Source organism: Pseudomonas sp. 18.1.10 (genome assembly GCF_024655625.1).
Classification (GTDB): domain Bacteria; phylum Pseudomonadota; class Gammaproteobacteria; order Pseudomonadales; family Pseudomonadaceae; genus Aquipseudomonas.
Genome location: NZ_JANLGL010000007.1, coordinates 25,745 through 49,739 on the forward strand (window position 1 = coordinate 25,745; position 23,995 = coordinate 49,739).

The following is a 23,995-nucleotide window of genomic DNA, read 5'->3' on the forward strand; positions in this document are numbered from 1 at the left end:
GTTCTCCTAGGCTGGGCGCGCTGTCGGCACTGGATTGACCAGTTGCTCAAGCGTCGCGCGGTCCAATAATTCGGTGTCCAATTTGATGTAAATGGCTGCCTCTTCAGCAACCACGACTGCATCGGTTACCCCTACGATGGCCTTGAGGCGCTCTACCAGACCGCTCTCACGGATCGCCTCGGGCGATAGCGGCAAACGCAGACTTGTGACGTAGGGAGGTTCGCGCATGGTAACAGCAAAGACCAGCCAAAGTGCAGCCAGCCCAGCGCATCCAAGGAACACAACCGACAAACCGCCATGCTGGAACATCCAGCCACCCATGATGCCGCCCAGTGCAGAACCGAGGAACTGGCTGGTGGAATACACCCCCATCGCCGTGCCCTTGCCACCGGCCGGTGAAACTTTACTGATCAGCGAAGGCAGTGAGGCCTCTAGCAGGTTGAATGCGGTGAAAAACACCACCGTACCGATTACCAGCGCTCGCAGGCTGTCGCCGAACTGCCAGAAGAATAGCTCAGTGAGCATCAGCGTCGCGACGGCGCCCAGCAAAACTCGTTTCATTTTGCGTTTCTTCTCGCCGTAGATGATGAACGGAATCATGGCGAAGAACGAAATCAGCAGCGCAGTGAGATAGACCCACCAGTGCTGTTCCTTGGGCAGGCCGGCTTTTTCCACCAGCGCCAGGGGCAAGGCGACGAAGCTGCACATCAGCATGGCGTGTAATACGAAGATACCTAAATCCAGGCGCAGCAGGTCGGGGTGCTTGAGCGTCGGCAACAACGCCTTGCGCGCAACACCCGATTCGCGGTGCTGCAGCGTGCCAGTGGAGCGCGGCACCATGAAGGCCACGATCACGATGCCGAACAGCGCCATGCCGCCCGTGGCGAGGAACAAGCCGTGCAGGCCGAAGGCACGGGTCAGCAAGGGGCCGACCACCATGGCCACGGCAAACGACAGGCCGATGGTCATGCCGATCATGGCCATGGCCTTGGTGCGGTGTTGTTCGCGGGTCAAGTCCGACAGCAGTGCCATGACGGCAGCAGAAATCGCCCCGGCGCCCTGTAGGACACGGCCAGCAATCACCCCCCAGATCGAATCCGACTGGGCCGCGAGCACACTGCCGAGGGCGAACACGATCAGCCCCAGGTAAATCACCGGGCGGCGGCCAATGCGGTCGGAAATGATCCCGAATGGAATCTGGAAAATCGCCTGGGTCAGGCCATAGGCGCCAATCGCCAGGCCGATCAGGGCGGGGGTCGCGCCTGCGAGATCCATCCCATAGGTCGCCAGTACCGGCAACACCATGAACATGCCAAGCATACGGAAGGCGAACACCAGGGCCAGACCGCTTGCCGCTCGGGTCTCGCCGCTACTCATGCGTTCGCTGTGGGGATCGTGCATGGAAAAACCTCGTGTGAACCGGCGGCGATTCTACCAGTCCCATCGATTGAGAGGGTATATGCGGCGCTTTGCCGCGCAGCTTTCATGTAAGGCTGCAAGCGGCCATTTGACAGTGTATATTCATCCAGTCTTTAGCCGTATACTCCGGCATTATTTACGCCCGCCGTGCGAGGCCATCTTGGACAAGATCCTGATTCGTGGGGCTAGAACCCACAACCTGAAGAACATCGACCTGACCCTGCCCCGGGACAAACTGATCGTCATCACCGGTTTGTCGGGGTCCGGCAAATCGTCCCTGGCGTTCGATACGCTGTACGCCGAAGGCCAGCGGCGCTATGTGGAATCGCTGTCGGCCTATGCCCGGCAGTTCCTGTCGATGATGGAAAAGCCCGACGTCGACACCATTGAAGGCCTGTCGCCGGCGATCTCCATCGAGCAGAAATCAACCTCCCACAACCCGCGCTCCACCGTGGGCACCATCACCGAAATCTACGATTACCTGCGTCTGTTGTATGCACGCGTGGGTATTCCGCGTTGCCCCGACCACGACATTCCCCTGGAAGCCCAGACCGTCAGCCAGATGGTTGACCTGGTGCTGGCCCAGCCGGAAGGCGCCAAGCTGATGTTGCTCGCGCCGGTGATTCGCGAGCGCAAGGGCGAACATCTCTCCGTCTTCGAAGAGCTTCGCGCACAAGGTTTTGTACGTGCGCGGATCAACGGCAAGCTCTATGAGCTGGACGAAGCGCCGAAGCTCGACAAGCAGAAGAAGCACTCCATCGATGTGGTGGTGGACCGCTTCAAGGTACGGGCTGACCTGCAGCAGCGCCTGGCTGAATCGTTCGAGACGGCCTTGAAGCTGGCGGATGGCATTGCCCTGGTGGCGCCGATGGACGACGAGCCGGGTGAAGAAATCATCTTCTCCGCGCGCTTTGCCTGCCCGATCTGTGGCCACGCCATCAGCGAGCTGGAACCCAAGCTGTTCTCCTTCAACAACCCGGCCGGCGCCTGCCCGACGTGCGATGGCCTCGGCGTGAAGCAGTTCTTCGACATCAAGCGCCTGGTCAATGGCGAGCTGACCTTGGCCGAAGGTGCGATACGTGGTTGGGACAGGCGTAACGTCTATTACTTCCAGATGCTGGGGTCGTTGGCCTCCCACTACAAATTCAGCCTGGAAGTGCCGTTCAACCAACTGCCGGCGGATCAGCAGAAAGTCATCCTCCATGGCAGCGGTTCGCAGAATGTCGACTTCAAATACCTGAACGACCGCGGCGACATCGTCAAGCGCTCCCACCCGTTCGAAGGCATCGTGCCCAACCTGGAGCGCCGCTACCGCGAAACCGAATCGGCCAGCGTGCGTGAAGAGCTGGCGAAATTCCTCAGCACCCAACCCTGCCCGGATTGCCGCGGCACGCGCCTGCGTCGTGAGGCGCGGCATGTGTGGGTGGGTGAGAAGACGTTGCCGGCGGTGACCAACCTGCCTATCGGCGACGCCTGTGAATACTTTGGCGTGCTCAAGCTCACCGGCCGTCGCGGCGAGATTGCCGACAAGATCCTCAAGGAAATTCGCGAGCGCTTGCAGTTCCTGGTCAATGTGGGCCTGGACTACCTGTCGCTGGATCGCAGCGCCGATACGCTGTCCGGCGGTGAAGCCCAGCGGATTCGCCTGGCCAGCCAGATTGGCGCGGGGCTTGTGGGGGTGCTGTACATCCTCGACGAACCGTCGATCGGTTTGCACCAACGCGACAACGACCGCTTGCTCGGCACGCTGAAACACCTGCGGGATATCGGCAACACCGTGATCGTGGTCGAACACGATGAAGATGCGATTCGCCTGGCAGATTACGTCGTCGATATCGGCCCGGGCGCGGGTGTTCATGGTGGGCACATTGTCGCCGAGGGCACACCTGCCGAAGTCATGGCGCACCCGGACTCGCTGACGGGCAAGTACCTGTCCGGCCGTGTGAAGATTGAAGTGCCGGCCAAGCGCACACCACGCAACAAGAAGCTGGCACTGCACCTCAAGGGCGCTCGTGGCAACAACTTGCGTAACGTGGACCTGGAAATCCCCCTGGGCCTGCTGACCTGCGTGACGGGTGTTTCCGGCTCAGGCAAGTCGACGTTGATTAACAACACCCTGTTCCCGTTGAGTGCCACCGCCTTGAACGGCGCGACAACTCTTGAAGCAGCAGCGCATGACAGCATCAAGGGCCTGGAGCACTTGGACAAAGTGGTCGATATCGACCAAAGCCCGATTGGCCGTACGCCGCGCTCGAACCCGGCGACCTACACCGGGCTGTTCACACCGATTCGCGAGTTGTTTGCGGGTGTCCCGGAGTCCCGCTCACGGGGCTACGGGCCTGGCCGGTTCTCGTTCAACGTCAAGGGCGGGCGCTGCGAAGCGTGCCAGGGCGATGGCCTGATTAAGGTGGAGATGCACTTCCTGCCGGACATCTACGTGCCCTGCGATGTATGCAAGAGCAAGCGCTACAACCGCGAGACCCTGGAGATCAAGTACAAGGGCAAGAGCATCCACGAAACCCTGGAGATGACCATCGAGGAAGCACGGGTGTTCTTCGATGCGGTTCCGGCGTTGGCGCGCAAGCTGCAGACGTTAATGGATGTGGGTCTGTCGTACATTAAGCTGGGGCAGTCGGCGACCACGTTGTCCGGCGGCGAGGCGCAAAGGGTGAAGCTGTCGCGCGAGCTGTCCAAGCGTGATACTGGCAAGACCTTGTATATCCTGGATGAGCCGACCACCGGCCTACACTTCGCGGATATCCAGCAATTGCTCGACGTGCTGCATCGCTTGCGCGACCACGGCAACACCGTAGTCGTGATCGAACACAACCTCGATGTAATCAAGACGGCTGACTGGCTGGTGGACCTGGGGCCTGAAGGTGGCTCCAAGGGTGGCCAGATCATCGCGGTGGGCACACCGGAGGAAGTCTCCGAGATGCCGCAGTCGCACACCGGTTACTACCTCAAACCGTTGTTGGCGCGCGACCGGGCCTAATTTATTGGGCCCAACAAAAAGCCCCTGTCACCGTTAAGGCGACAGGGGCTTTTTTATGGCCGGGAATCAGAACTGCGATTGCAGGTAATTCTCCAGGCCGACCAGCTTGATCAGGCCCAACTGCTTTTCCAGCCAGTAAGTGTGATCTTCTTCGGTGTCGTTCAACTGCACACGCAGGATTTCACGGGTGACATAGTCGTTGTGCTGCTCGCACAACTCGATGCCCTTGCACAGTGCAGCCCGGACTTTGTATTCCAATCGCAGGTCGGCAGCGAGCATGTCAGGGACTGTGGTACCGACATCCAGGTCGTCGGGACGCATGCGCGGCGTGCCTTCGAGCATCAGGATGCGGCGCATCAGTGCGTCGGCGTGCTGTGCCTCTTCTTCCATTTCGTGGTTGATACGTTCGTAGAGCTCGGTAAAGCCCCAGTCTTCGTACATACGCGAGTGGATGAAATATTGGTCACGAGCTGCCAGTTCGCCCGTCAGCAACGTGTTGAGGTAATCGATTACGTCGGGGTGACCTTGCATCGCCCTACATCTCCCTGCTTGAAAGACTGTAGTTTGAACCATGCTGACCCGGAGGTCACGGGATCAACGGCAGAAAAGTGAAGATTTCCGGAGAAAAGTAGCTGATTTAACGCAAAAACCGCCCAAATGAGGGCGGTTCTGCTTATCGTTTAGAGTCAGTTAAGCGATACACCCAATGCCTTTGCGATTGCGTCTCCATAAGCAGGGTCTGCCTTGTAGAAGTGCGCCAGTTGACGCTGAACCACATCACTTGTCACACCCGCCATCGCACCGGCGATGTTGCCCGTGAGCAATGCTTTCTGCTCATCGTTCATCAGGCGGAACAGTGCGCCAGCGTGGCTGTAGTAATCGGTGTCTTCGCGGTGATCGTAGCGATCCGCGGCACCGCTCAGGGCCAGCGCAGGCTCGGCGTACTGAGGCGCTTGTTTAGGCGCGTCGGCGTAGCTGTTGGGCTCATAGTTAGGAGCAGCACCACCGTTGGGGCCGAATGCCATCGAACCGTCACGCTGGTAGCTGTTCACCGGACTCAGAGGAGCGTTCACCGGCAGTTGCTGGTGGTTGGTGCCGACACGGTAGCGATGGGCATCGGCATAGGCGAAAACACGGCCCTGCAGCATGCGGTCTGGCGACAGGCCCACGCCTGGAACCATATTGCTTGGGCCGAACGCCGCCTGCTCGACTTCGGCGAAGTAGTTCTGTGGGTTGCGGTTGAGCTCCAGCTCCCCAACTTCGATCAACGGGAATTCCTTCTGCGACCAAGTTTTGGTCACGTCAAAGGGGTTCTCGTAGTGAGCATTCGCCTGAGCCTCCGTCATGATCTGGATGCAGACGCGCCATTTCGGGAAGTCACCGCGCTCGATCGCACCAAACAGGTCACGCTGAGCGTAATCAGGGTCCGTACCGGCCAAGCGTGCAGCTTCAGCCGGCGCCAGGTTCTTGATGCCCTGCTTGGTTTTGTAGTGCCACTTCACCCAGTGACGTTCGCCCTGGGCGTTAATCAAGCTGTAGGTGTGGCTGCCGAAGCCGTGCATGTGGCGGTAGCCGTCTGGGATACCGCGGTCGGAAAACAGGATGGTGACCTGGTGCAGCGCCTCTGGAGAGTGCGACCAGAAGTCCCACATCATTTGCGCGCTTTTCAAGTTGCTTTGCGCCAAGCGCTTTTGAGTGTGGATGAAATCTGGAAACTTAAGCGGGTCGCGGATGAAGAACACAGGGGTATTGTTACCCACGATGTCCCAGTTGCCTTCTTCGGTGTAGAACTTCAACGCGAAGCCACGTGGGTCACGCTCGGTATCAGCCGAACCGCGCTCGCCGCCTACAGTGGAGAATCGCAGAAAGGTCGGGGTCTGCTTGCCCACGGACTCGAACAGCTTGGCACTGGTGTACTGGGTAATATCTTGGGTGACCGTGAAGGTACCGTAAGCACCCGAACCCTTGGCGTGCACACGACGCTCAGGAATATTTTCACGATTGAAGTGAGCAAGCTTCTCGATCAGGTGAAAATCGTCGAGCAACAACGGGCCGCGCGGGCCAGCGGAACGGGAATTCTGGTTGTCCGCAACGGGAGCACCGCTGGCGGTCGTAAGGATTTTATTCTGGCTCATGTGCGTATTCCTCAGGTCGGACTTGGAACTGCCGGCTAATCGGCTTGGTGGAGAGTATTGACCATCAACATGACACCCACAAATTCATTAAATTGCGGACATCAATAGAAAATTACTACCAACAACTCCAACGGCCATGGTGCCGAGCGCAACCTGGTGAAGCTTGTACAAATCGCGCTTTTGTTACGCGCACAAAAAACCGGGCACTAGGCCCGGTTCTTCGTTACAGCTTGACGTCTTACTCGGCGCTTACAGCTTCGCCGGCAGTAGCACGATCAACCAACTCGACGTACGCCATAGGCGCGTTGTCGCCAGCGCGGAAACCGCACTTGAGGATGCGCAGGTAGCCACCCTCACGGGTAGCGTAACGCTTGCCCAGGTCGTTGAAGAGCTTACCAACGATAGCTTTCGAACGAGTACGGTCGAAAGCCAGACGGCGGTTAGCCAGGCTGTCTGTCTTGGCCAAAGTGATCAGCGGCTCAGCAACGCGACGCAGTTCTTTAGCTTTCGGCAGTGTAGTTTTGATCAGCTCGTGCTCGAACAGCGACACCGCCATGTTTTGAAACATGGCCTTGCGGTGCGAGCTGGTACGGCTCAGGTGACGACCACTTTTACGATGACGCATGGTTCATTCCTTACCAAACTCACGTTCGGTGATTACGACGATCAGGCAGTCGCCTTGTCGTCCTTCTTAAGACTTGCAGGCGGCCAGTTGTCGAGGCGCATGCCGAGGGACAGACCGCGGGAGGCCAGAACGTCCTTGATTTCAGTCAAGGATTTCTTGCCCAGGTTCGGAGTCTTCAACAGTTCTACTTCGGTACGCTGAATCAGGTCGCCGATGTAGTAAATGTTTTCCGCCTTAAGGCAGTTAGCCGAACGTACAGTCAGTTCCAGATCGTCAACCGGGCGAAGCAGGATCGGATCGATCTCGTCTTCCTGCTCGATTACCACTGGTTCGCTGTCACCCTTGAGGTCGACGAACGCAGCCAACTGCTGTTGCAGAATGGTTGCAGCGCGGCGGATAGCCTCTTCAGGATCCAGAGTACCGTTGGTTTCCAGATCAATAACCAGCTTGTCCAGGTTAGTACGCTGTTCGACACGGGCGTTTTCCACCACGTATGCGATACGGCGAACCGGGCTGAACGAAGAGTCAAGCTGCAAGCGACCAATGCTGCGGCTTTCGTCTTCATCGCTCTGACGCGAGTCGGCCGGTTCATAACCACGACCACGAGCTACGGTGAGCTTCATGTTCAGGGCGCCGTTAGACGCCAGGTTAGCGATTACGTGATCGGGGTTAACGATCTCGACATCATGATCCAGCTGAATATCGGCAGCGGTAACCACCCCCGAACCCTTCTTCGACAAGGTCAGCGTAACTTCGTCACGGCCGTGCAGCTTGATAGCCAGACCTTTAAGGTTCAACAGGATTTCAATTACGTCTTCCTGTACACCTTCGATGGCGCTGTACTCGTGGAGCACACCGTCAATCTCGGCCTCGACTACTGCACAGCCGGGCATTGAGGACAACAGGATGCGGCGCAGCGCGTTGCCCAGGGTGTGGCCAAAACCACGCTCGAGAGGCTCGAGAGTGATCTTGGCGCGGGTTGGACTGACAACCTGCACATCAATGTGGCGGGGTGTCAGGAACTCATTTACCGAAATCTGCATGGATGCACCTATTTTCTAGCCCTTACTTGGAGTAGAGCTCGACAATCAGGCTTTCGTTGATGTCGGCGGACAGATCACTGCGAGCAGGAACGTTCTTGAAAACGCCCGACTTCTTCTCAGTGTCTACTTCTACCCATTCTACGCGGCCACGTTGGGCACACAGATCGAGAGCTTGGACAATGCGAAGTTGGTTTTTTGCTTTCTCGCGAATCGCGACCACGTCACCAGCACGAACCTGGTAGGACGGGACGTTAACGGTTTGGCCGTTTACGCTGACGGATTTGTGCGATACCAGCTGACGGGATTCGGCACGAGTCGAACCAAAGCCCATACGGTATACAACGTTGTCCAGACGGCATTCGAGCAGTTGCAGCAGGTTTTCACCGGTTGCACCTTTCTTGCCAGCAGCTTCTTTGTAGTAGCCGCTGAACTGACGCTCGAGAACGCCGTAGATACGACGGACCTTCTGCTTTTCACGCAGTTGGGTGCCGTAGTCGGACTGGCGACCGCGGCGTTGGCCGTGGATACCAGGTGCTGCTTCAATGTTGCACTTCGATTCGATCGCGCGCACGCCGCTCTTCAGGAAGAGATCGGTGCCTTCGCGACGAGCGAGTTTGCATTTTGGACCAATGTAACGAGCCATTCTTTACAATCTCCTGGATTACACGCGGCGCTTCTTCGGCGGACGGCACCCGTTGTGCGGGATTGGCGTCACGTCGGTGATGCTGGCGATCTTATAGCCACAGCCGTTCAAAGCACGGACAGCAGACTCACGACCTGGACCTGGACCTTTGACGTTAACGTCGAGGTTTTTCAGGCCGTATTCCAGCGCAGCTTGACCAGCACGTTCAGCAGCTACTTGAGCAGCAAACGGGGTGGACTTGCGGGAACCGCGGAAACCCGAACCACCAGAGGTAGCCCAAGACAGCGCGTTACCTTGACGGTCGGTGATGGTCACGATTGTGTTGTTAAAAGAAGCATGGATGTGGGCGATGCCATCAACCACTGTCTTTTTAACTTTTTTACGAGGACGAGCAGCAGGTTTTGCCATGATAATTTTCCTGTCGATTCGCTGGGGCGATTACTTGCGGATCGGCTTACGCGGACCTTTACGGGTACGCGCGTTAGTCTTGGTACGCTGACCGCGTACTGGAAGACCACGACGATGACGCAGACCGCGATAGCAACCGAGGTCCATCAAACGCTTGATTTTCATGTTGATTTCGCGACGCAGGTCACCTTCAGTGGTGAACTTCGCCACTTCGCCACGCAGCTGTTCAATCTGCTCGTCGCTCAGATCCTTGATCTTAGCGGCTGGGTTTACCCCAGCGACCGCGCAAATCTTCTGCGCAGTTGTGCGACCAACACCATAGATGTAGGTCAGCGAGATAACAGTGTGCTTGTTATCTGGAATGTTAACGCCTGCAATACGGGCCATTCAGTGGGACTCCAATTGACAGCTACCTACGCCCCGGAAGCCAAGAAATAGGGCGCGAGATAATATCGCTGTAATAACAAATAATCAACCCGGCAGCGCACTAGCTGCCGGGCTTCAAGCGGATCACACTCAGCCTTGGCGCTGTTTGTGACGCGGTTCCGCGCTGCAAATTACTCGAACAACACCTTCGCGGCGAATAATCTTGCAGTTACGGCACAGCTTTTTCACCGATGCACGAACTTTCATCACCAACTCCTCGAACCTTATGGGGTACTCAGCGCAACATGCCGCTGCCGTAGCCCTTCAGGTTGGCTTTCTTCATCAGGGATTCGTACTGGTGCGAAACGAGGTGCGATTGTACTTGGGACATGAAGTCCATCACAACCACGACGACGATCAGCAACGAGGTCCCGCCAAGGTAGAACGGAACGTTTGCTGCAACCACCAGGAACTGGGGCAACAAGCACACGGCCGTCATATATAGAGCACCGAACAGGGTCAAACGAGTCAGAACGCCATCAATGTAGCGTGCCGACTGCTCACCTGGACGAATACCCGGAATAAAGGCACCGGACTTCTTCAGGTTTTCCGCTACGTCTTTCGGATTGAACATCAACGCCGTATAGAAGAAGCAGAAGAAAATAATCCCTGCACTAAACAGCAGAATATTCAACGGCTGACCAGGAGCGATCGACTGAGAGAGGTCCTGCAGCCAGCCCATATTTTCAGACTGACCAAACCAGGTACCCAACGAAGCCGGAAACAGCAAAATGCTGCTCGCGAAAATTGCCGGGATAACACCGGCCATATTCACTTTCAGCGGCAAGTGGCTGGTCTGCGCAGCGAAGACCTTACGGCCCTGCTGACGCTTGGCGTAGTGAACAGCAATACGACGCTGGCCACGCTCAATGAACACCACAAAACCGATAATCGCTACTGCCAGCAAACCGATGGCAACCAGGGCAAAGATATTGATATCACCCTGACGTGCAGACTCGAAAGACTGCCCGATTGCTCTCGGAAGACCGGCGACGATACCTGCGAAAATCAACATCGAGATACCGTTACCAACACCACGCTCAGTAATCTGCTCACCCAGCCACATCATGAACATCGCACCAGCCACAAACGTGGATACCGCGACGAAATGGAAGCCAAAGTCACCAGTGAACGCAACACCCTGCCCGGCCAGGCCAACGGACATGCCGATAGCCTGGACCAGAGCGAGAGCGACAGTGCCGTAGCGGGTGTACTGGCTAATCTTGCGACGGCCAGCTTCACCTTCCTTCTTCAACTGCTCCAGCTGCGGGCTGACGGCGGTCATCAGCTGCATGATGATCGATGCCGAAATGTACGGCATGATCCCCAGTGCAAAGATGCTCATCCGTTCCAGCGCGCCGCCGGAAAACATGTTGAACAAGCTAAGAATGGTCCCCTCATTCTGTCGAAACAGGTCTGCGAGTCGGTCCGGGTTGATACCTGGAACCGGGATGTGTGCGCCTATTCGGTAGACGATAATCGCCAGGAACAGAAAACGCAGACGAGCCCAAAGTTCAGACATACCGCCTTTGCCGAGCGCTGAGAGAGCACCTTGCTTAGCCATTTATTCCTCGAACTTGCCGCCAGCTGCTTCGATAGCCGAACGCGCACCTTTGGTGGCGCCGATTCCCTTGCCGATAGTGACAGCGCGAGTCACTTCACCGGACAGCATGATTTTCACACGCTGTACGTTGACGTTAATCACGTTGGCATCTTTCAGGGTCTGCACAGTAACGATGTCGCCTTCCACTTTAGCCAGCTCGGACAGACGCACTTCTGCGCGATCCATGGCTTTCAGGGAAACGAAACCGAACTTAGGCAGGCGACGATGCAGCGGCTGTTGACCGCCTTCAAAGCCTGGAGCGATGGTGCCACCGGAACGGGAGGTTTGACCTTTGTGGCCACGGCCACCAGTCTTACCCAAACCGCTACCGATACCACGGCCCGGACGATGCTTTTCGCGACGGGAACCCGGCGCTGGACTCAGATCATTGAGTTTCATCGATTAACCCTCTACACGCAGCATGTAGTAAGCCTTGTTGATCATCCCGCGATTCTCGGGAGTATCAAGTACTTCTACAGTGTGACCGATGCGACGCAGACCCAGACCCTTAACGCACAGTTTGTGGTTAGGGATGCGGCCGGTCATGCTCTTGATCAGCGTTACTTTAACGGTAGCCATGATCAGAAGATCTCCTTGACAGTCAGACCACGCTTCGCAGCGATGGACTCAGGAGATTGCATAGCTTTCAAACCTTTGAAAGTGGCGTGAACCACGTTTACCGGGTTAGTCGAGCCGTAGCACTTGGCCAGAACGTTCTGGACGCCAGCAACCTCGAGGACAGCACGCATAGCGCCGCCAGCGATGATACCGGTACCTTCAGAAGCAGGCTGCATGTACACCTTCGAAGCGCCATGGGCGGACTTCATTGCGTACTGCAGGGTGGTGCCGTTCAAGTCAACTTGGATCATGTTGCGGCGAGCAGCTTCCATTGCCTTCTGGATCGCAGCAGGCACTTCACGCGACTTGCCACGGCCGAAGCCAACACGCCCTTTACCATCACCAACCACGGTCAACGCGGTGAAAGTGAAGATACGGCCGCCTTTAACGGTTTTGGCTACGCGGTTAACTTGAACCAGCTTCTCAATGTAGCCTTCGTCGCGCTTTTGGTCGTTATTTGACATAACTTAGAACTCCAGCCCAGCTTCACGAGCGCCATCAGCCAGCGCTTTCACGCGACCGTGGTACTTGAAGCCAGAGCGGTCGAAAGCCACTTGCGAGACGCCAGCGGCCTTAGCACGCGTAGCGACCAGCTGGCCAACCTTAGTGGCCGCGTCGATGTTGCCAGTGGCACCATCACGCAGTTCTTTATCCAAAGTCGAGGCGCTTGCCAGGACTTTGTTGCCGTCGGCCGAGATGACCTGGGCGTAGATGTGCTGCGACGAGCGGAACACGCAGAGACGCACGACTTCGAGTTCGTGCATTTTCAGGCGTGCTTTGCGAGCGCGACGCAGTCGAGTAACTTTTTTGTCGGTCATTTGCTATGCCCTACTTCTTCTTGGCTTCTTTACGACGGACGACTTCGTCCGCGTAGCGCACACCTTTGCCTTTGTACGGCTCTGGTGGACGGAAGTCGCGGATCTCAGCAGCCACTTGACCTACCAGTTGCTTATCGATGCCCTTGATCAGGATATCGGTCTGGCTAGGAGTCTCAGCGGTGATGCCTTCCGGCAGTTCGTAATCCACTGGGTGCGAGAAGCCAAGGGCCAGGTTCAAAACCGTGCCTTTTGCTTGCGCTTTGTAACCAACACCGACCAGCTGGAGCTTACGCTCGAAGCCTTGGCTTACGCCTTGGACCATGTTGTTTACCAACGCACGCGTGGTACCGGCCATTGCGCGAGTTTGTTGATCGCCATTGCGAGCAGCGAAACGCAGCTCACCAGCTTCTTCAACGATCTCAACGGACGAATGGATGTTCAGTTCAAGAGTACCCTTGGCACCCTTCACCGAAAGCTGTTGGCCTGCGAATTTTACTTCGACACCGGCTGGCAGCTTAACGGGGTTCTTAGCGACGCGAGACATGCTTATCCCCCCTTAGAACACAGTGCAAAGAACTTCGCCGCCGACACCGGCAGCGCGCGCAGCACGATCCGTCATCACACCTTTGTTGGTGGAGACGATAGACACGCCCAGACCGCCACGAACTTTCGGCAGATCTTCAGCGGACTTGTACTGACGCAGGCCTGGACGGCTAACGCGCTTCACTTCCTCGATGACCGAACGGCCTTCGAAGTACTTCAGCTCGATGGACAGCAGTGGTTTGATTTCGCTGCTGATCTGATAACCCGCAATGTAGCCTTCGTCTTTCAGGACTTTGGCAACAGCTACCTTCAACTTGGAAGATGGCATGCTTACGACGGACTTTTCAGCCATCTGGGCATTACGGATACGAGTTAGCATGTCCGCTAACGGGTCCTGCATACTCATGGGCTAGACGCTCCTAATACAAAAAAATTAGCCTTGCGGCTACATATGTCGCCGAGAATCTCCGGGTAAAAAACACGGGCTCAGGCGAGCCGCGTATTTTAGACACACTCCGGAAATGAAACAAGCCCCAAAAGGGGCTTGTTCCAGATTCAAGGCCACCGGTGGTCCGTATCTTGCGATTCCGACCACCAGGACGTTGAAAGTACTTACCAGCTGGCTTTAACCAGACCTGGTACGTCACCACGCATTGCCGCTTCACGCAGTTTGTTACGGCCGAGGCCGAACTTGCGGTAAACGCCGTGTGGACGACCGGTCAGGCGGCAGCGGTTACGCATGCGCGAAGCGCTTGCGTCACGTGGCTGCTTCTGCAGAGCTACTGTAGCTTCCCAACGCGCTTCTGGACTTGCGTTCAGATCAACGATGATTGCTTTCAGTGCTGCACGCTTCTTGGCGTACTTGGCAACCGTGAGCTGACGCTTCAGCTCGCGGTTTTTCATGCTCATCTTGGCCATGGTCCTACTCCAATCAGTTGCGGAACGGGAATTTGAAAGCACGCAACAGGGCGCGACCTTCATCATCGTTCTTGGCAGTGGTGGTCAGGGTGATGTCCAGACCGCGGAGAGCATCGATCTTGTCGTAGTCGATTTCCGGGAAGATGATCTGCTCTTTCACGCCCATGCTGTAGTTACCACGACCATCGAAGGACTTGGCATTCAGGCCGCGGAAGTCGCGAACCCGAGGCAGGGAGATCGACAGCAGACGATCCAGGAACTCGTACATACGCTCACGGCGCAGGGTCACTTTGACGCCGATCGGCCAACCTTCACGGACTTTAAAGCCAGCGATGGATTTCCGAGCGTAGGTCACAACGACTTTCTGGCCGGTGATCTTTTCCAGGTCAGCAACAGCGTGCTCGATGACTTTTTTGTCGCCGATCGCTTCGCCCAGACCCATGTTCAGGGTGATTTTGGTAACGCGCGGAACTTCCATCACGTTCCCAAGCTTAAGTTCTTCCTTAAGCTTAGGGGCGATTTCCTTCCGGTAAATCTCTTGTAGTCGTGCCATGGTCTAATCTACCTAGCAGTGTTCAAGCATCAACCGCTTTTTGGGTCGACTTGAAGACACGAATTTTCTTACCGTCTTCTACTTTGAAACCAACGCGGTCAGCCTTGTTGGTTTCGCCGTTGAAGATGGCGACGTTAGAAGCATCCAGCGGAGCTTCTTTCTCGACGATACCGCCCTGCACGCCCGACATCGGGTTAGGCTTGGTATGACGCTTAACCAGGTTCAGACCACCGATAACCAGACGGTTATTGGCGAGAACCTTAAGCACCTTACCGCGCTTACCTTTGTCTTTGCCGGCGATCACGATGATCTCGTCGTCACGACGAATCTTTTGCATGTCGGATCTCCTTACAGCACTTCTGGGGCGAGCGAGACGATCTTCATGAACTTCTCAGTACGAAGTTCACGGGTCACTGGCCCAAAGATACGGGTGCCGATCGGCTCTTGCTTGTTGTTCAGAAGAACAGCAGCGTTGCCATCAAAGCGGATAATGGAGCCATCAGCACGACGTACGCCGTGACGAGTGCGGACTACAACAGCAGTCATCACTTGGCCTTTTTTCACTTTACCGCGAGGAATTGCTTCCTTCACGGTAACCTTGATGATGTCACCGATACCAGCGTAACGACGATGGGAGCCACCCAGCACCTTGATGCACATAACACGGCGAGCGCCGCTGTTATCGGCCACATCGAGCATGGATTGAGTCTGAATCATATAATTTCTCCGACCCCTAGTCCTTAGACTTCCACAGCGCGTTCGAGAACATCAACCAGTGCCCAAGACTTGGTCTTGGCCAGCGGACGAGTTTCACGAATAGTGACTTTGTCGCCGATGTGGCACTGATTGGTTTCGTCGTGCGCGTGCAGCTTAGTCGAACGCTTAACATATTTACCGTAGATCGGGTGCTTAACGCGACGCTCGATCAAAACGGTGATGGTTTTGTCCATCTTGTCGCTGACAACACGGCCAGTCAGCGTACGGACAGTCTTTTCGGCTTCAGCCATGATCACTTACCTGCCTGCTGGTTGAGCACAGTCTTCACGCGAGCGATGTCACGCTTAACTTGCGAGAGCAGATGAGACTGCCCCAACTGGCCAGTTGCTTTCTGCATACGCAGATTGAACTGGTCGCGCAGCAAGCCGAGCAGTTGCTCGTTCAGCTGCTGTGCGGATTTTTCACGAAGTTCATTCGCTTTCATCACATCACCGTCCGTTTAACAAAGGAGGTGGCGAGCGGCAGCTTTGCAGCAGCCAGGGCGAAAGCCTCACGCGCCAGCTCTTCAGTAACACCCTCGATTTCATACAGGACTTTGCCTGGCTGAATCTGGGCAACCCAATATTCCACGTTACCCTTACCTTTACCCATCCGCACTTCGAGAGGCTTCTTGGAGATCGGCTTGTCCGGGAATACACGGATCCAGATCTTGCCGCCACGTTTAACGTGACGGGTCAGAGCACGACGCGCTGACTCGATCTGACGAGCGGTGAGACGACCACGAGCTACAGACTTCAGCGCGAACTCGCCGAAGCTGACTTTGCTACCGCGCTGAGCCAGACCACGGTTGTGGCCTGTCATCTGCTTGCGGAACTTCGTACGCTTAGGTTGCAACATTTGGCGTACCCCTTACTTAGCAGCTTTTTTACGAGGCGCTGGTGCTTGTGGTTTCAGTTCTTCTTGGCGACCACCAATTACTTCGCCTTTGAAGATCCAAACCTTTACACCGATCACACCGTAAGTGGTGTGAGCTTCGTAGTTGGCATAGTCGATGTCGGCACGCAGGGTGTGCAGTGGCACACGACCTTCGCGATACCATTCAGTACGTGCGATTTCAGCACCGCCGAGACGACCGCTCACTTGGATTTTGATGCCTTTGGCACCAATGCGCATGGCGTTCTGTACGGCGCGCTTCATAGCGCGACGGAACATTACGCGACGCTCCAGCTGCTGAGCTACGCTCTGCGCAACCAGCATACCGTCGAGCTCCGGCTTACGGATCTCTTCGATATTGATGTGCACAGGCACACCCATTTGCTTGGTCAGGTCCTGACGCAGTTTCTCAACATCTTCACCTTTCTTCCCGATAACAATACCTGGACGAGCGGTGTGGATGGTGATACGTGCAGTTTGCGCCGGACGATGGATATCGATACGGCTTACGGACGCGCTTTTTAGTTTGTCTTGGAGATACTCACGCACCTTCAGATCAGCGAACAAATAGTCCGCATAAGTCCGACCGTCTGCGTACCAGACGGAGGTGTGCTCCTTGACGATTCCCAGGCGAATGCCAATGGGATGTACTTTCTGACCCATCTCTTCGACTCCGTTACTTGTCAGCAACCTTGACAGTGATATGGCAAGACCGCTTGACGATGCGATCAGCACGGCCTTTGGCACGTGGCATGATGCGCTTCAGCGAACGCCCTTCGTTGACGAAAACGGTGCTGACCTTCAGGTCATCAACGTCTGCGCCTTCGTTATGCTCGGCGTTGGCTACGGCCGACTCCAGCACTTTCTTCATGATCTCGGCGGCTTTCTTACTGCTGAAAGCCAACAGGTTGAGCGCTTCGCCCACCTTCTTCCCGCGGATCTGGTCGGCGACCAAGCGGGCTTTCTGGGCGGAGATTCGAGCGCCCGACAACTTAGCGGCTACTTCCATTTCCTAACCCCTTAACGCTTGGCTTTCTTGTCTGCCACGTGCCCACGATAAGTGCGGGTACCGGCAAACTCGCCCAGTTTGTGGCCGACCATGTCTTCGTTAACGAGAACTGGGACGTGTTGACGACCGTTGTGTACTGCGATGGTCAGACCGACCATTTGTGGCAGGATCATCGAACGACGCGACCAGGTTTTCACCGGTTTGCGATCATTCTTTTCCGCCGCCACTTCGATCTTCTTCAGTAGGTGAAGATCAATAAAAGGACCTTTTTTCAGAGAACGTGGCACTGTCGTATCCCTCTATTTACTTGCGACGACGGACGATCATTTTGTCGGTACGCTTATTACCACGAGTCTTCGCGCCCTTAGTCGGGAAGCCCCATGGCGATACCGGATGACGACCACCAGAGGTACGACCTTCACCACCACCGTGTGGGTGGTCAACCGGGTTCATGGCAACACCACGAACGGTTGGGCGAACGCCACGCCAGCGTTTGGCACCAGCTTTACCCAGCGAACGCAGGCTGTGCTCGGAGTTCGAGACTTCGCCCAGGGTCGCGCGGCATTCAGCCAGCACTTTACGCATCTCACCAGAACGCAGACGCAGGGTCACGTAGACACCTTCACGAGCGATCAGCTGAGCCGAAGCACCAGCGGAACGAGCGATCTGTGCGCCTTTACCTGGCTTCAATTCGATGCCGTGTACGGTGCTACCAACTGGAATGTTACGCAGTTGCAGAGCGTTGCCCGGCTTGATCGGTGCCAGGGCACCTGCGATCAGCTGGTCGCCAGCGCTCACGCCTTTAGGGGCGATGATGTAGCGACGCTCGCCATCTGCGTACAGCAGCAGAGCGATGTGAGCAGTACGGTTTGGATCGTATTCGATACGCTCGACAGTGGCAGAGATGCCATCTTTGTCGTTGCGACGGAAATCGACCAGACGATAATGCTGCTTATGGCCACCACCGATGTGACGAGTGGTAATACGACCATTGTTGTTACGACCACCAGTCTTCGATTTTTTCTCGAGCAGCGGTGCGTGAGGAGCGCCTTTATGCAGCTCCTGGTTGACCACCTTGACCACAAAACGGCGGCCAGGGGAAGTCGGTTTGCATTTAACGATTGCCATGATGCACCCCTTCCTTACTCAGCACTGCTGCTGAAATCGAGATCTTGGCCTGGTTGAAGGGAGATAACTGCCTTCTTCCAGTCATTACGCTTGCCCAGACCGCGAGCAGTGCGCTTGCTCTTACCCAGAACATTCAGGGTAGTAACACGCTCTACTTTCACGCTGAACAGGCTTTCGACGGCCTTCTTGATTTCCAGCTTGGTTGCGTCAGTTGCAACCTTGAAAACGAACTGGCCTTTCTTGTCAGCCAGAACCGTAGCCTTTTCGGAAACGTGCGGGCCAAGCAGAACTTTAAATACGCGTTCCTGGTTCATCCCAGCAGCTCCTCGAATTTCTTCACGGCCGACACGGTGATCAACACCTTGTCGTATGCGATCAGACTAACTGGATCGGAACCTTGCACGTCACGTACATCAACGTGTGGCAGGTTGCGAGCAGCCAGGTACAGGTTCTGATCAACAGCTTCAGACACGATCAAAACGTCGGTCAGGCTCATGTTGTTCAGCTTGCCCAGCAGATCTTTGGTTTTTGGACTTTCAACAGCGAAGTCCTGAACCACGACCAGACGATCAGTACGCACGAGTTCAGCAAGGATGGAGCGCAGTGCTGCGCGGTACATCTTCTTGTTGAGCTTCTGAGAGTGATCCTGTGGACGAGCTGCGAAAGTGGTACCGCCGCCACGCCAGATTGGGCTACGGATAGTACCGGCACGAGCACGGCCAGTGCCTTTCTGACGCCAAGGGCGCTTACCGCCACCACGTACGTCGGAACGGGTCTTTTGCTGCTTGCTACCTTGACGGCCGCCGGCCATGTAGGCCACGACTGCTTGGTGAACGAGCGTCTCGTTGAATTCGCCGCCAAATGTCAGTTCGGAAACTTCGATCGCTTGAGCGTCATTTACATTTAATTGCATGTCAGCTTCCCCTTAACCGCGAGCCTTGGCCGCTGGACGTACAACCAGGTTGCCGCCAGTAGCGCCAGGAACAGCACCCTTGACCAACAACAGATTGCGTTCAGCGTCGACGCGCACTACTTCGAGGGACTGCACGGTCACGCGCTCAGCGCCCATATGACCGGACATTTTTTTGCCCTTGAATACACGACCAGGAGTCTGGCACTGGCCAATAGAGCCCGGGACGCGGTGGGAAACGGAGTTACCGTGAGTGTTGTCTTGGCCACGGAAATTCCAACGCTTGATCGTACCCTGGAAGCCTTTACCCTTGGACTGACCGGTTACATCAACCAGTTGACCAGCGGCGAAGATTTCAGCGTTGATCAGATCGCCAGCCTGGTAGTCGCCATCTTCAAGACGGAACTCCATAACAGTACGACCAGCTGCAACGTTTGCTTTTGCGAAGTGACCTGCTTGAGCAGCAGTCACGCGCGAAGCACGACGCTCGCCGACAGTGACTTGCACTGCACGATAGCCATCGGTTTCTTCAGTTTTGAACTGGGTGACGCGATTCGGTTCGATCTCAATGACCGTGACCGGAATGGAGACACCTTCTTCGGTGAAAATACGGGTCATACCGCATTTACGACCGACTACACCAATAGTCATGTTGTAAACCTCATGAGTGTACGGGGCTTTCACCCGCTATGGCCGCCCATTTCAGAGCGTTACACGACTAAGACCCAAGTCTTAGCCGAGGCTGATCTGTACTTCCACACCGGCCGCCAGATCAAGCTTCATAAGTGCATCAACGGTTTTATCCGTTGGCTGGACGATGTCCAGAACGCGCTTATGAGTACGGATCTCGTACTGGTCACGCGCGTCTTTGTTGACGTGCGGGGAGACCAGAACGGTGAACCGCTCTTTACGGGTAGGCAGTGGAATTGGACCACGCACTTGTGCACCAGTACGTTTCGCGGTTTCCACGATTTCCTGGGTGGATTGGTCGATCAGGCGATGGTCAAAAGCCTTCAACCTGATACGGATTTGCTGATTTTGCATTGGATTTCAGACTCCGGCTGCTATTCCCAGCGAGCGCAATACGCCCGTTAAAAGGAGGCGCAATTCTATAGACGCCCCAGATAGGTGTCAACCCAATAAAAAAGCCCCCGCTGAGCGGGGGCCTTTTTCAAAGCATCAAGCTAACTCAAAAAAGAGCTTACTCGATGATTTTAGCTACAACACCAGCACCAACGGTACGGCCGCCTTCACGAATAGCGAAGCGCAGACCGTCTTCCATTGCGATGGTTTTGATCAGGGTAACTTCCATTTGGATGTTATCACCTGGCATTACCATTTCAACGCCTTCTGGCAGCTGGCAGTTACCAGTTACGTCAGTAGTACGGAAGTAGAACTGAGGACGGTAGCCTTTGAAGAACGGAGTGTGACGACCGCCTTCTTCTTTGCTCAGAACGTAGACTTCTGCGGTGAACTTGGTGTGCGGCTTAACGGTGCCTGGCTTAACCAGAACCTGGCCACGCTCAACGTCGTCACGCTTGGTACCACGCAGCAGAACGCCGCAGTTCTCGCCAGCACGACCTTCGTCGAGCAGTTTACGGAACATTTCAACACCGGTGCAGGTGGTGACGGTGGTATCACGCAGACCAACGATTTCCAGTGGATCTTGAACGCGAACGATACCGCGCTCGATACGACCAGTCACAACAGTACCGCGACCTGAGATCGAGAACACGTCTTCGATTGGCATCAGGAACGGCTTGTCGGTCAGACGAACTGGTTCTGGGATGTAGGTATCCAGAGTTTCAACCAGCTTACGAACGGCAGTGGTGCCCATTTCGTTGTCGTCTTTGCCTTCCAGAGCCATACGAGCAGAACCGATGATGATCGGAGTGTCGTCACCTGGGAAGTCGTAAGTGCTCAGCAGATCGCGCACTTCCATCTCAACCAGTTCCAGCAGCTCAGCGTCGTCTACCAGGTCAGCCTTGTTCAGGAAAACCACGATGTACGGAACGCCTACCTGACGGGACAGCAGGATGTGCTCACGGGTTTGTGGCATCGGACCATCAGCGGCCGAGCAAACCAGGATCGCGCCGTCCATTTGGGCAGCACCGGTGATCATGTTCTTCACATAGTCAGCGTGACCTGGGCAGTCAACGTGAGCGTAGTGACGAATCTTCGAGTTGTACTCGACGTGCGCGGTGTTGATGGTGATACCACGAGCTTTTTCTTCTGGAGCGCTGTCGATCTTATCGAAGTCAACGATTGCAGAACCGAATACTTCGGAGCAAACGCGAGTCAGAGCTGCGGTCAGAGTGGTTTTACCGTGGTCAACGTGGCCGATGGTGCCAACGTTTACGTGCGGTAGGGAACGATCAAATTTTTCTTTAGCCACGACAATTAACTCCTAGCCTAAACGGGCTGAATCAGCCTTGTTTTTTGGTAACGGTTTCGACGATGTGCGACGGAGCCGTATTGTATTTCTTGAATTCCATAGAGTAGCTTGCGCGACCCTGGGACATGGAGCGAACGTCGGTCGCATAACCGAACATCTCACCCAACGGAACCTCGGCGCGAATCACTTTGCCGGAAACCGTGTCTTCCATACCCAAGATCATGCCGCGACGACGGTTAAGGTCGCCCATGACATCACCCATATAGTCTTCAGGTGTAACAACTTCTACCGCCATGATCGGCTCAAGCAACTCACCACCGCCCTTCTGGGCCAGTTGCTTGGTTGCCATGGAGGCAGCTACCTTGAACGCCATCTCGTTGGAGTCGACGTCGTGGTAAGAACCGTCAAAAACGGTTGCTTTCAGGCCGATCAGCGGATAGCCGGCAACAACGCCGTTCTTCATCTGCTCTTCGATGCCCTTCTGGATAGCCGGGATGTATTCCTTAGGAACCACACCACCAACTACTTCGTTCACGAATTGCAGACCTTCCTGACCTTCGTCAGCAGGAGCAAAACGGATCCAGCAGTGACCGAACTGACCACGACCGCCGGACTGACGAACGAACTTGCCTTCGATTTCGCAATTCTTCGTGATGCGCTCACGATAGGAAACCTGAGGCTTACCGATGTTGGCTTCGACGTTGAACTCACGGCGCATCCGGTCAACCAGGATGTCCAGGTGCAACTCGCCCATGCCGGAGATGATCGTTTGACCAGTCTCTTCATCAGTCTTAACGCGGAAAGATGGATCTTCCTGAGCAAGTTTGCCCAGAGCGATACCCATTTTTTCCTGGTCATCCTTGGTCTTAGGCTCTACGGCAACCGAAATAACCGGCTCCGGGAAGTCCATGCGAACCAGGATGATTGGCTTGGCAGCGTCGCACAAAGTCTCACCAGTGGTGACGTCCTTCATGCCGATCAGGGCCGCGATGTCACCAGCGCGCACTTCCTTGATCTCTTCACGGGCGTTTGCGTGCATTTGCACCATACGACCCACGCGCTCTTTCTTGCCTTTAACCGAGTTGATCACGCCGTCGCCGGATGCCAACACGCCCGAGTAAACACGGACGAAGGTCAAAGTACCCACGAATGGGTCGGTAGCGATCTTGAACGCCAGAGCCGAGAACGGCTCGTTGTCGTCTGCATGACGCTCCATCTCTTCTTCCTCGTTATCAGGGTTGGAACCCTTGATAGCAGGAATGTCGGTTGGAGCCGGCAGGTAGTCGATAACGGCGTCGAGAACCAGGGGAACACCCTTGTTCTTGAAGGAAGAACCGCAAACAGCCAAGACGATTTCGCCAGCGATGGTACGCTGACGCAGAGCGGCCTTGATTTCCACGTTGGTGAGTTCTTCACCTTCGAGGTATTTGTTCATCAGCTCTTCGCTGGCTTCGGCAGCAGCCTCAACCATGTTGCCGCGCCACTCGTCAGCCAGCTCCTGCAGTTCAGCAGGGATAGGCTTACGAACAGGCACCATACCTTTGTCGGAATCATTCCAGTAAACAGCTTCCATGGCGAGCAGATCGATCTGACCCTGGAAGTTGTCTTCGGAACCGATAGCCAATTGGATTGGCACCGGAGTGTGACCCAGACGCTGCTTGATCTGACCGATCACGCGCAGGAAGTTGGCGCCAGCACGGTCCATCTTGTTTACGTAAACAAGACGTGGAACGCCGTACTTGTTGGCTTGACGCCATACGGTTTCCGACTGAGGCTCAACACCCGAGGTACCGCAGAACACAACGACAGCGCCGTCGAGCACGCGCAGGGAACGTTCAACTTCAATGGTGAAGTCTACGTGGCCCGGGGTATCGATTACGTTGAAGCGATGCTCGTCTTTGTACTGCTTCTCGGAACCTTTCCAGAAGGCGGTAATAGCAGCAGAAGTAATGGTAATACCACGCTCCTGCTCCTGAACCATCCAGTCTGTGGTCGCGGCGCCGTCATGCACCTCGCCCATTTTGTGACTTTTGCCGGTGTAAAACAGTACGCGCTCGGTGGTGGTGGTTTTACCAGCATCCACGTGAGCAACGATACCGATGTTACGGTAGCGGCTAATCGGAGTAGTACGAGCCATAAAGCCCTCGCAAAATTAG

Annotated in this window: 34 protein-coding genes; 1 reads left to right on the plus strand and 33 read right to left on the minus strand. The window is 55.7% G+C overall.

Annotated features, from left to right (window positions below; genetic code table 11):
* Positions 1 to 6 precede the first annotated feature (6 nt).
* Entirely contained in the window at positions 7 to 1,401 is a 1,395-nt protein-coding gene (locus NUV89_RS02250) for an MFS transporter (protein WP_257780142.1), read from the minus strand.
* Between the two features lie 178 nt (positions 1,402 to 1,579).
* Here NUV89_RS02250 and uvrA point away from each other — a divergent pair, with 178 nt between their 5' ends.
* Positions 1,580 to 4,414 (plus strand): excinuclease ABC subunit UvrA, encoded by a 2,835-nt coding sequence (uvrA, locus tag NUV89_RS02255; protein WP_257780143.1) that lies wholly within the window; start codon positions 1,580 to 1,582, stop codon positions 4,412 to 4,414.
* A 66-nt stretch (positions 4,415 to 4,480) separates the two neighbouring features.
* On the opposite strand, the gene bfr is transcribed toward uvrA, so the two are convergent.
* The 32 genes from bfr to fusA form a co-directional block, all read right to left on the minus strand.
* Entirely contained in the window at positions 4,481 to 4,945 is a 465-nt protein-coding gene (bfr, locus tag NUV89_RS02260) for a bacterioferritin (protein ID WP_015886133.1), read from the minus strand.
* Between the two features lie 155 nt (positions 4,946 to 5,100).
* Entirely contained in the window at positions 5,101 to 6,549 is a 1,449-nt protein-coding gene (locus tag NUV89_RS02265; protein ID WP_257780144.1) for a catalase, read from the minus strand.
* Between the two features lie 238 nt (positions 6,550 to 6,787).
* Positions 6,788 to 7,174 (minus strand): 50S ribosomal protein L17, encoded by a 387-nt coding sequence (gene rplQ / locus NUV89_RS02270; RefSeq protein ID WP_003176402.1) that lies wholly within the window; start codon positions 7,172 to 7,174, stop codon positions 6,788 to 6,790.
* 41 nt (positions 7,175 to 7,215) lie between these two features.
* Entirely contained in the window at positions 7,216 to 8,217 is a 1,002-nt protein-coding gene (locus tag NUV89_RS02275) for a DNA-directed RNA polymerase subunit alpha (RefSeq protein WP_003176403.1), read from the minus strand.
* Between the two features lie 22 nt (positions 8,218 to 8,239).
* The gene (rpsD, locus tag NUV89_RS02280) at positions 8,240 to 8,860 is read right to left on the minus strand and encodes a 30S ribosomal protein S4 (protein WP_003210056.1); all 621 of its coding nucleotides are present in this window, start codon (positions 8,858 to 8,860) and stop codon (positions 8,240 to 8,242) included.
* 18 nt (positions 8,861 to 8,878) lie between these two features.
* Entirely contained in the window at positions 8,879 to 9,268 is a 390-nt protein-coding gene (gene rpsK, locus NUV89_RS02285; protein ID WP_002555466.1) for a 30S ribosomal protein S11, read from the minus strand.
* Positions 9,269 to 9,298: 30 nt separating this feature from the next.
* Entirely contained in the window at positions 9,299 to 9,655 is a 357-nt protein-coding gene (gene rpsM / locus NUV89_RS02290; protein WP_003194635.1) for a 30S ribosomal protein S13, read from the minus strand.
* 129 nt (positions 9,656 to 9,784) lie between these two features.
* Entirely contained in the window at positions 9,785 to 9,901 is a 117-nt protein-coding gene (gene rpmJ, locus NUV89_RS02295; protein WP_002555468.1) for a 50S ribosomal protein L36, read from the minus strand.
* Positions 9,902 to 9,929: 28 nt separating this feature from the next.
* Positions 9,930 to 11,258, minus strand: a complete 1,329-nt coding sequence (secY, locus tag NUV89_RS02300) for a preprotein translocase subunit SecY (RefSeq protein WP_017736663.1) — start codon at positions 11,256 to 11,258, stop codon at positions 9,930 to 9,932.
* Positions 11,259 to 11,696 carry a 50S ribosomal protein L15 gene (gene rplO, locus NUV89_RS02305; RefSeq protein ID WP_003176407.1) on the minus strand — a complete coding sequence of 146 codons (438 nt, stop codon included), beginning with the start codon at positions 11,694 to 11,696 and terminating at the stop codon, positions 11,259 to 11,261.
* 3 nt (positions 11,697 to 11,699) lie between these two features.
* A complete protein-coding gene (rpmD, locus tag NUV89_RS02310; protein ID WP_003186033.1) occupies positions 11,700 to 11,876 on the minus strand; it encodes a 50S ribosomal protein L30 in 177 nt (58 codons plus the stop codon).
* A gap of 2 nt (positions 11,877 to 11,878) precedes the next feature.
* Positions 11,879 to 12,379, minus strand: coding sequence for a 30S ribosomal protein S5 (gene rpsE / locus NUV89_RS02315; RefSeq protein ID WP_003176409.1), 501 nt, complete (start codon positions 12,377 to 12,379; stop codon positions 11,879 to 11,881).
* Between the two features lie 3 nt (positions 12,380 to 12,382).
* On the minus strand, positions 12,383 to 12,733 hold the full coding sequence (gene rplR, locus NUV89_RS02320) for a 50S ribosomal protein L18 (protein WP_017736664.1): 351 nt from the start codon (positions 12,731 to 12,733) through the stop codon (positions 12,383 to 12,385).
* 10 nt (positions 12,734 to 12,743) lie between these two features.
* Positions 12,744 to 13,277 (minus strand): 50S ribosomal protein L6, encoded by a 534-nt coding sequence (rplF, locus tag NUV89_RS02325; protein ID WP_003176412.1) that lies wholly within the window; start codon positions 13,275 to 13,277, stop codon positions 12,744 to 12,746.
* Positions 13,278 to 13,289: 12 nt separating this feature from the next.
* Positions 13,290 to 13,682, minus strand: a complete 393-nt coding sequence (gene rpsH, locus NUV89_RS02330; RefSeq protein ID WP_003176413.1) for a 30S ribosomal protein S8 — start codon at positions 13,680 to 13,682, stop codon at positions 13,290 to 13,292.
* A 206-nt stretch (positions 13,683 to 13,888) separates the two neighbouring features.
* Entirely contained in the window at positions 13,889 to 14,194 is a 306-nt protein-coding gene (gene rpsN, locus NUV89_RS02335) for a 30S ribosomal protein S14 (RefSeq protein ID WP_003176414.1), read from the minus strand.
* Between the two features lie 13 nt (positions 14,195 to 14,207).
* On the minus strand, positions 14,208 to 14,747 hold the full coding sequence (rplE, locus tag NUV89_RS02340; protein ID WP_003194642.1) for a 50S ribosomal protein L5: 540 nt from the start codon (positions 14,745 to 14,747) through the stop codon (positions 14,208 to 14,210).
* 22 nt (positions 14,748 to 14,769) lie between these two features.
* Positions 14,770 to 15,084, minus strand: coding sequence for a 50S ribosomal protein L24 (gene rplX, locus NUV89_RS02345; RefSeq protein WP_003176416.1), 315 nt, complete (start codon positions 15,082 to 15,084; stop codon positions 14,770 to 14,772).
* An 11-nt stretch (positions 15,085 to 15,095) separates the two neighbouring features.
* Entirely contained in the window at positions 15,096 to 15,464 is a 369-nt protein-coding gene (rplN, locus tag NUV89_RS02350) for a 50S ribosomal protein L14 (protein WP_002555479.1), read from the minus strand.
* A gap of 23 nt (positions 15,465 to 15,487) precedes the next feature.
* Complete coding sequence (rpsQ, locus tag NUV89_RS02355; protein ID WP_003176419.1) at positions 15,488 to 15,754, minus strand: 30S ribosomal protein S17; 267 nt, start codon at positions 15,752 to 15,754, stop codon at positions 15,488 to 15,490.
* Positions 15,755 to 15,756: 2 nt separating this feature from the next.
* Positions 15,757 to 15,948 (minus strand): 50S ribosomal protein L29, encoded by a 192-nt coding sequence (gene rpmC, locus NUV89_RS02360; RefSeq protein WP_002555481.1) that lies wholly within the window; start codon positions 15,946 to 15,948, stop codon positions 15,757 to 15,759.
* A complete protein-coding gene (rplP, locus tag NUV89_RS02365) occupies positions 15,948 to 16,361 on the minus strand; it encodes a 50S ribosomal protein L16 (protein ID WP_017736665.1) in 414 nt (137 codons plus the stop codon). Before rplP ends, rpmC begins: the two co-directional genes overlap by 1 nt.
* Positions 16,362 to 16,373: 12 nt before the next feature.
* Positions 16,374 to 17,060 carry a 30S ribosomal protein S3 gene (rpsC, locus tag NUV89_RS02370; RefSeq protein ID WP_003176422.1) on the minus strand — a complete coding sequence of 229 codons (687 nt, stop codon included), beginning with the start codon at positions 17,058 to 17,060 and terminating at the stop codon, positions 16,374 to 16,376.
* 13 nt (positions 17,061 to 17,073) lie between these two features.
* Positions 17,074 to 17,406: a 50S ribosomal protein L22 gene (gene rplV / locus NUV89_RS02375; protein WP_003103908.1), complete on the minus strand. Its 333-nt coding sequence runs from the start codon at positions 17,404 to 17,406 to the stop codon at positions 17,074 to 17,076.
* 11 nt (positions 17,407 to 17,417) lie between these two features.
* Positions 17,418 to 17,693, minus strand: a complete 276-nt coding sequence (rpsS, locus tag NUV89_RS02380) for a 30S ribosomal protein S19 (protein WP_002555486.1) — start codon at positions 17,691 to 17,693, stop codon at positions 17,418 to 17,420.
* 16 nt (positions 17,694 to 17,709) lie between these two features.
* The gene (gene rplB / locus NUV89_RS02385) at positions 17,710 to 18,534 is read right to left on the minus strand and encodes a 50S ribosomal protein L2 (protein ID WP_003176423.1); all 825 of its coding nucleotides are present in this window, start codon (positions 18,532 to 18,534) and stop codon (positions 17,710 to 17,712) included.
* Positions 18,535 to 18,548: 14 nt separating this feature from the next.
* Complete coding sequence (rplW, locus tag NUV89_RS02390; RefSeq protein WP_002555488.1) at positions 18,549 to 18,848, minus strand: 50S ribosomal protein L23; 300 nt, start codon at positions 18,846 to 18,848, stop codon at positions 18,549 to 18,551.
* Positions 18,845 to 19,447, minus strand: a complete 603-nt coding sequence (gene rplD, locus NUV89_RS02395) for a 50S ribosomal protein L4 (protein WP_003176424.1) — start codon at positions 19,445 to 19,447, stop codon at positions 18,845 to 18,847. Before rplD ends, rplW begins: the two co-directional genes overlap by 4 nt.
* Before the next feature lie 12 nt (positions 19,448 to 19,459).
* The gene (rplC, locus tag NUV89_RS02400; RefSeq protein WP_003194649.1) at positions 19,460 to 20,095 is read right to left on the minus strand and encodes a 50S ribosomal protein L3; all 636 of its coding nucleotides are present in this window, start codon (positions 20,093 to 20,095) and stop codon (positions 19,460 to 19,462) included.
* Between the two features lie 81 nt (positions 20,096 to 20,176).
* On the minus strand, positions 20,177 to 20,488 hold the full coding sequence (gene rpsJ / locus NUV89_RS02405) for a 30S ribosomal protein S10 (RefSeq protein WP_003186070.1): 312 nt from the start codon (positions 20,486 to 20,488) through the stop codon (positions 20,177 to 20,179).
* 157 nt (positions 20,489 to 20,645) lie between these two features.
* Positions 20,646 to 21,839, minus strand: coding sequence for an elongation factor Tu (gene tuf / locus NUV89_RS02410; RefSeq protein WP_017736669.1), 1,194 nt, complete (start codon positions 21,837 to 21,839; stop codon positions 20,646 to 20,648).
* 31 nt (positions 21,840 to 21,870) lie between these two features.
* Complete coding sequence (fusA, locus tag NUV89_RS02415) at positions 21,871 to 23,976, minus strand: elongation factor G (protein WP_257780145.1); 2,106 nt, start codon at positions 23,974 to 23,976, stop codon at positions 21,871 to 21,873.
* Positions 23,977 to 23,995 lie beyond the last annotated feature (19 nt).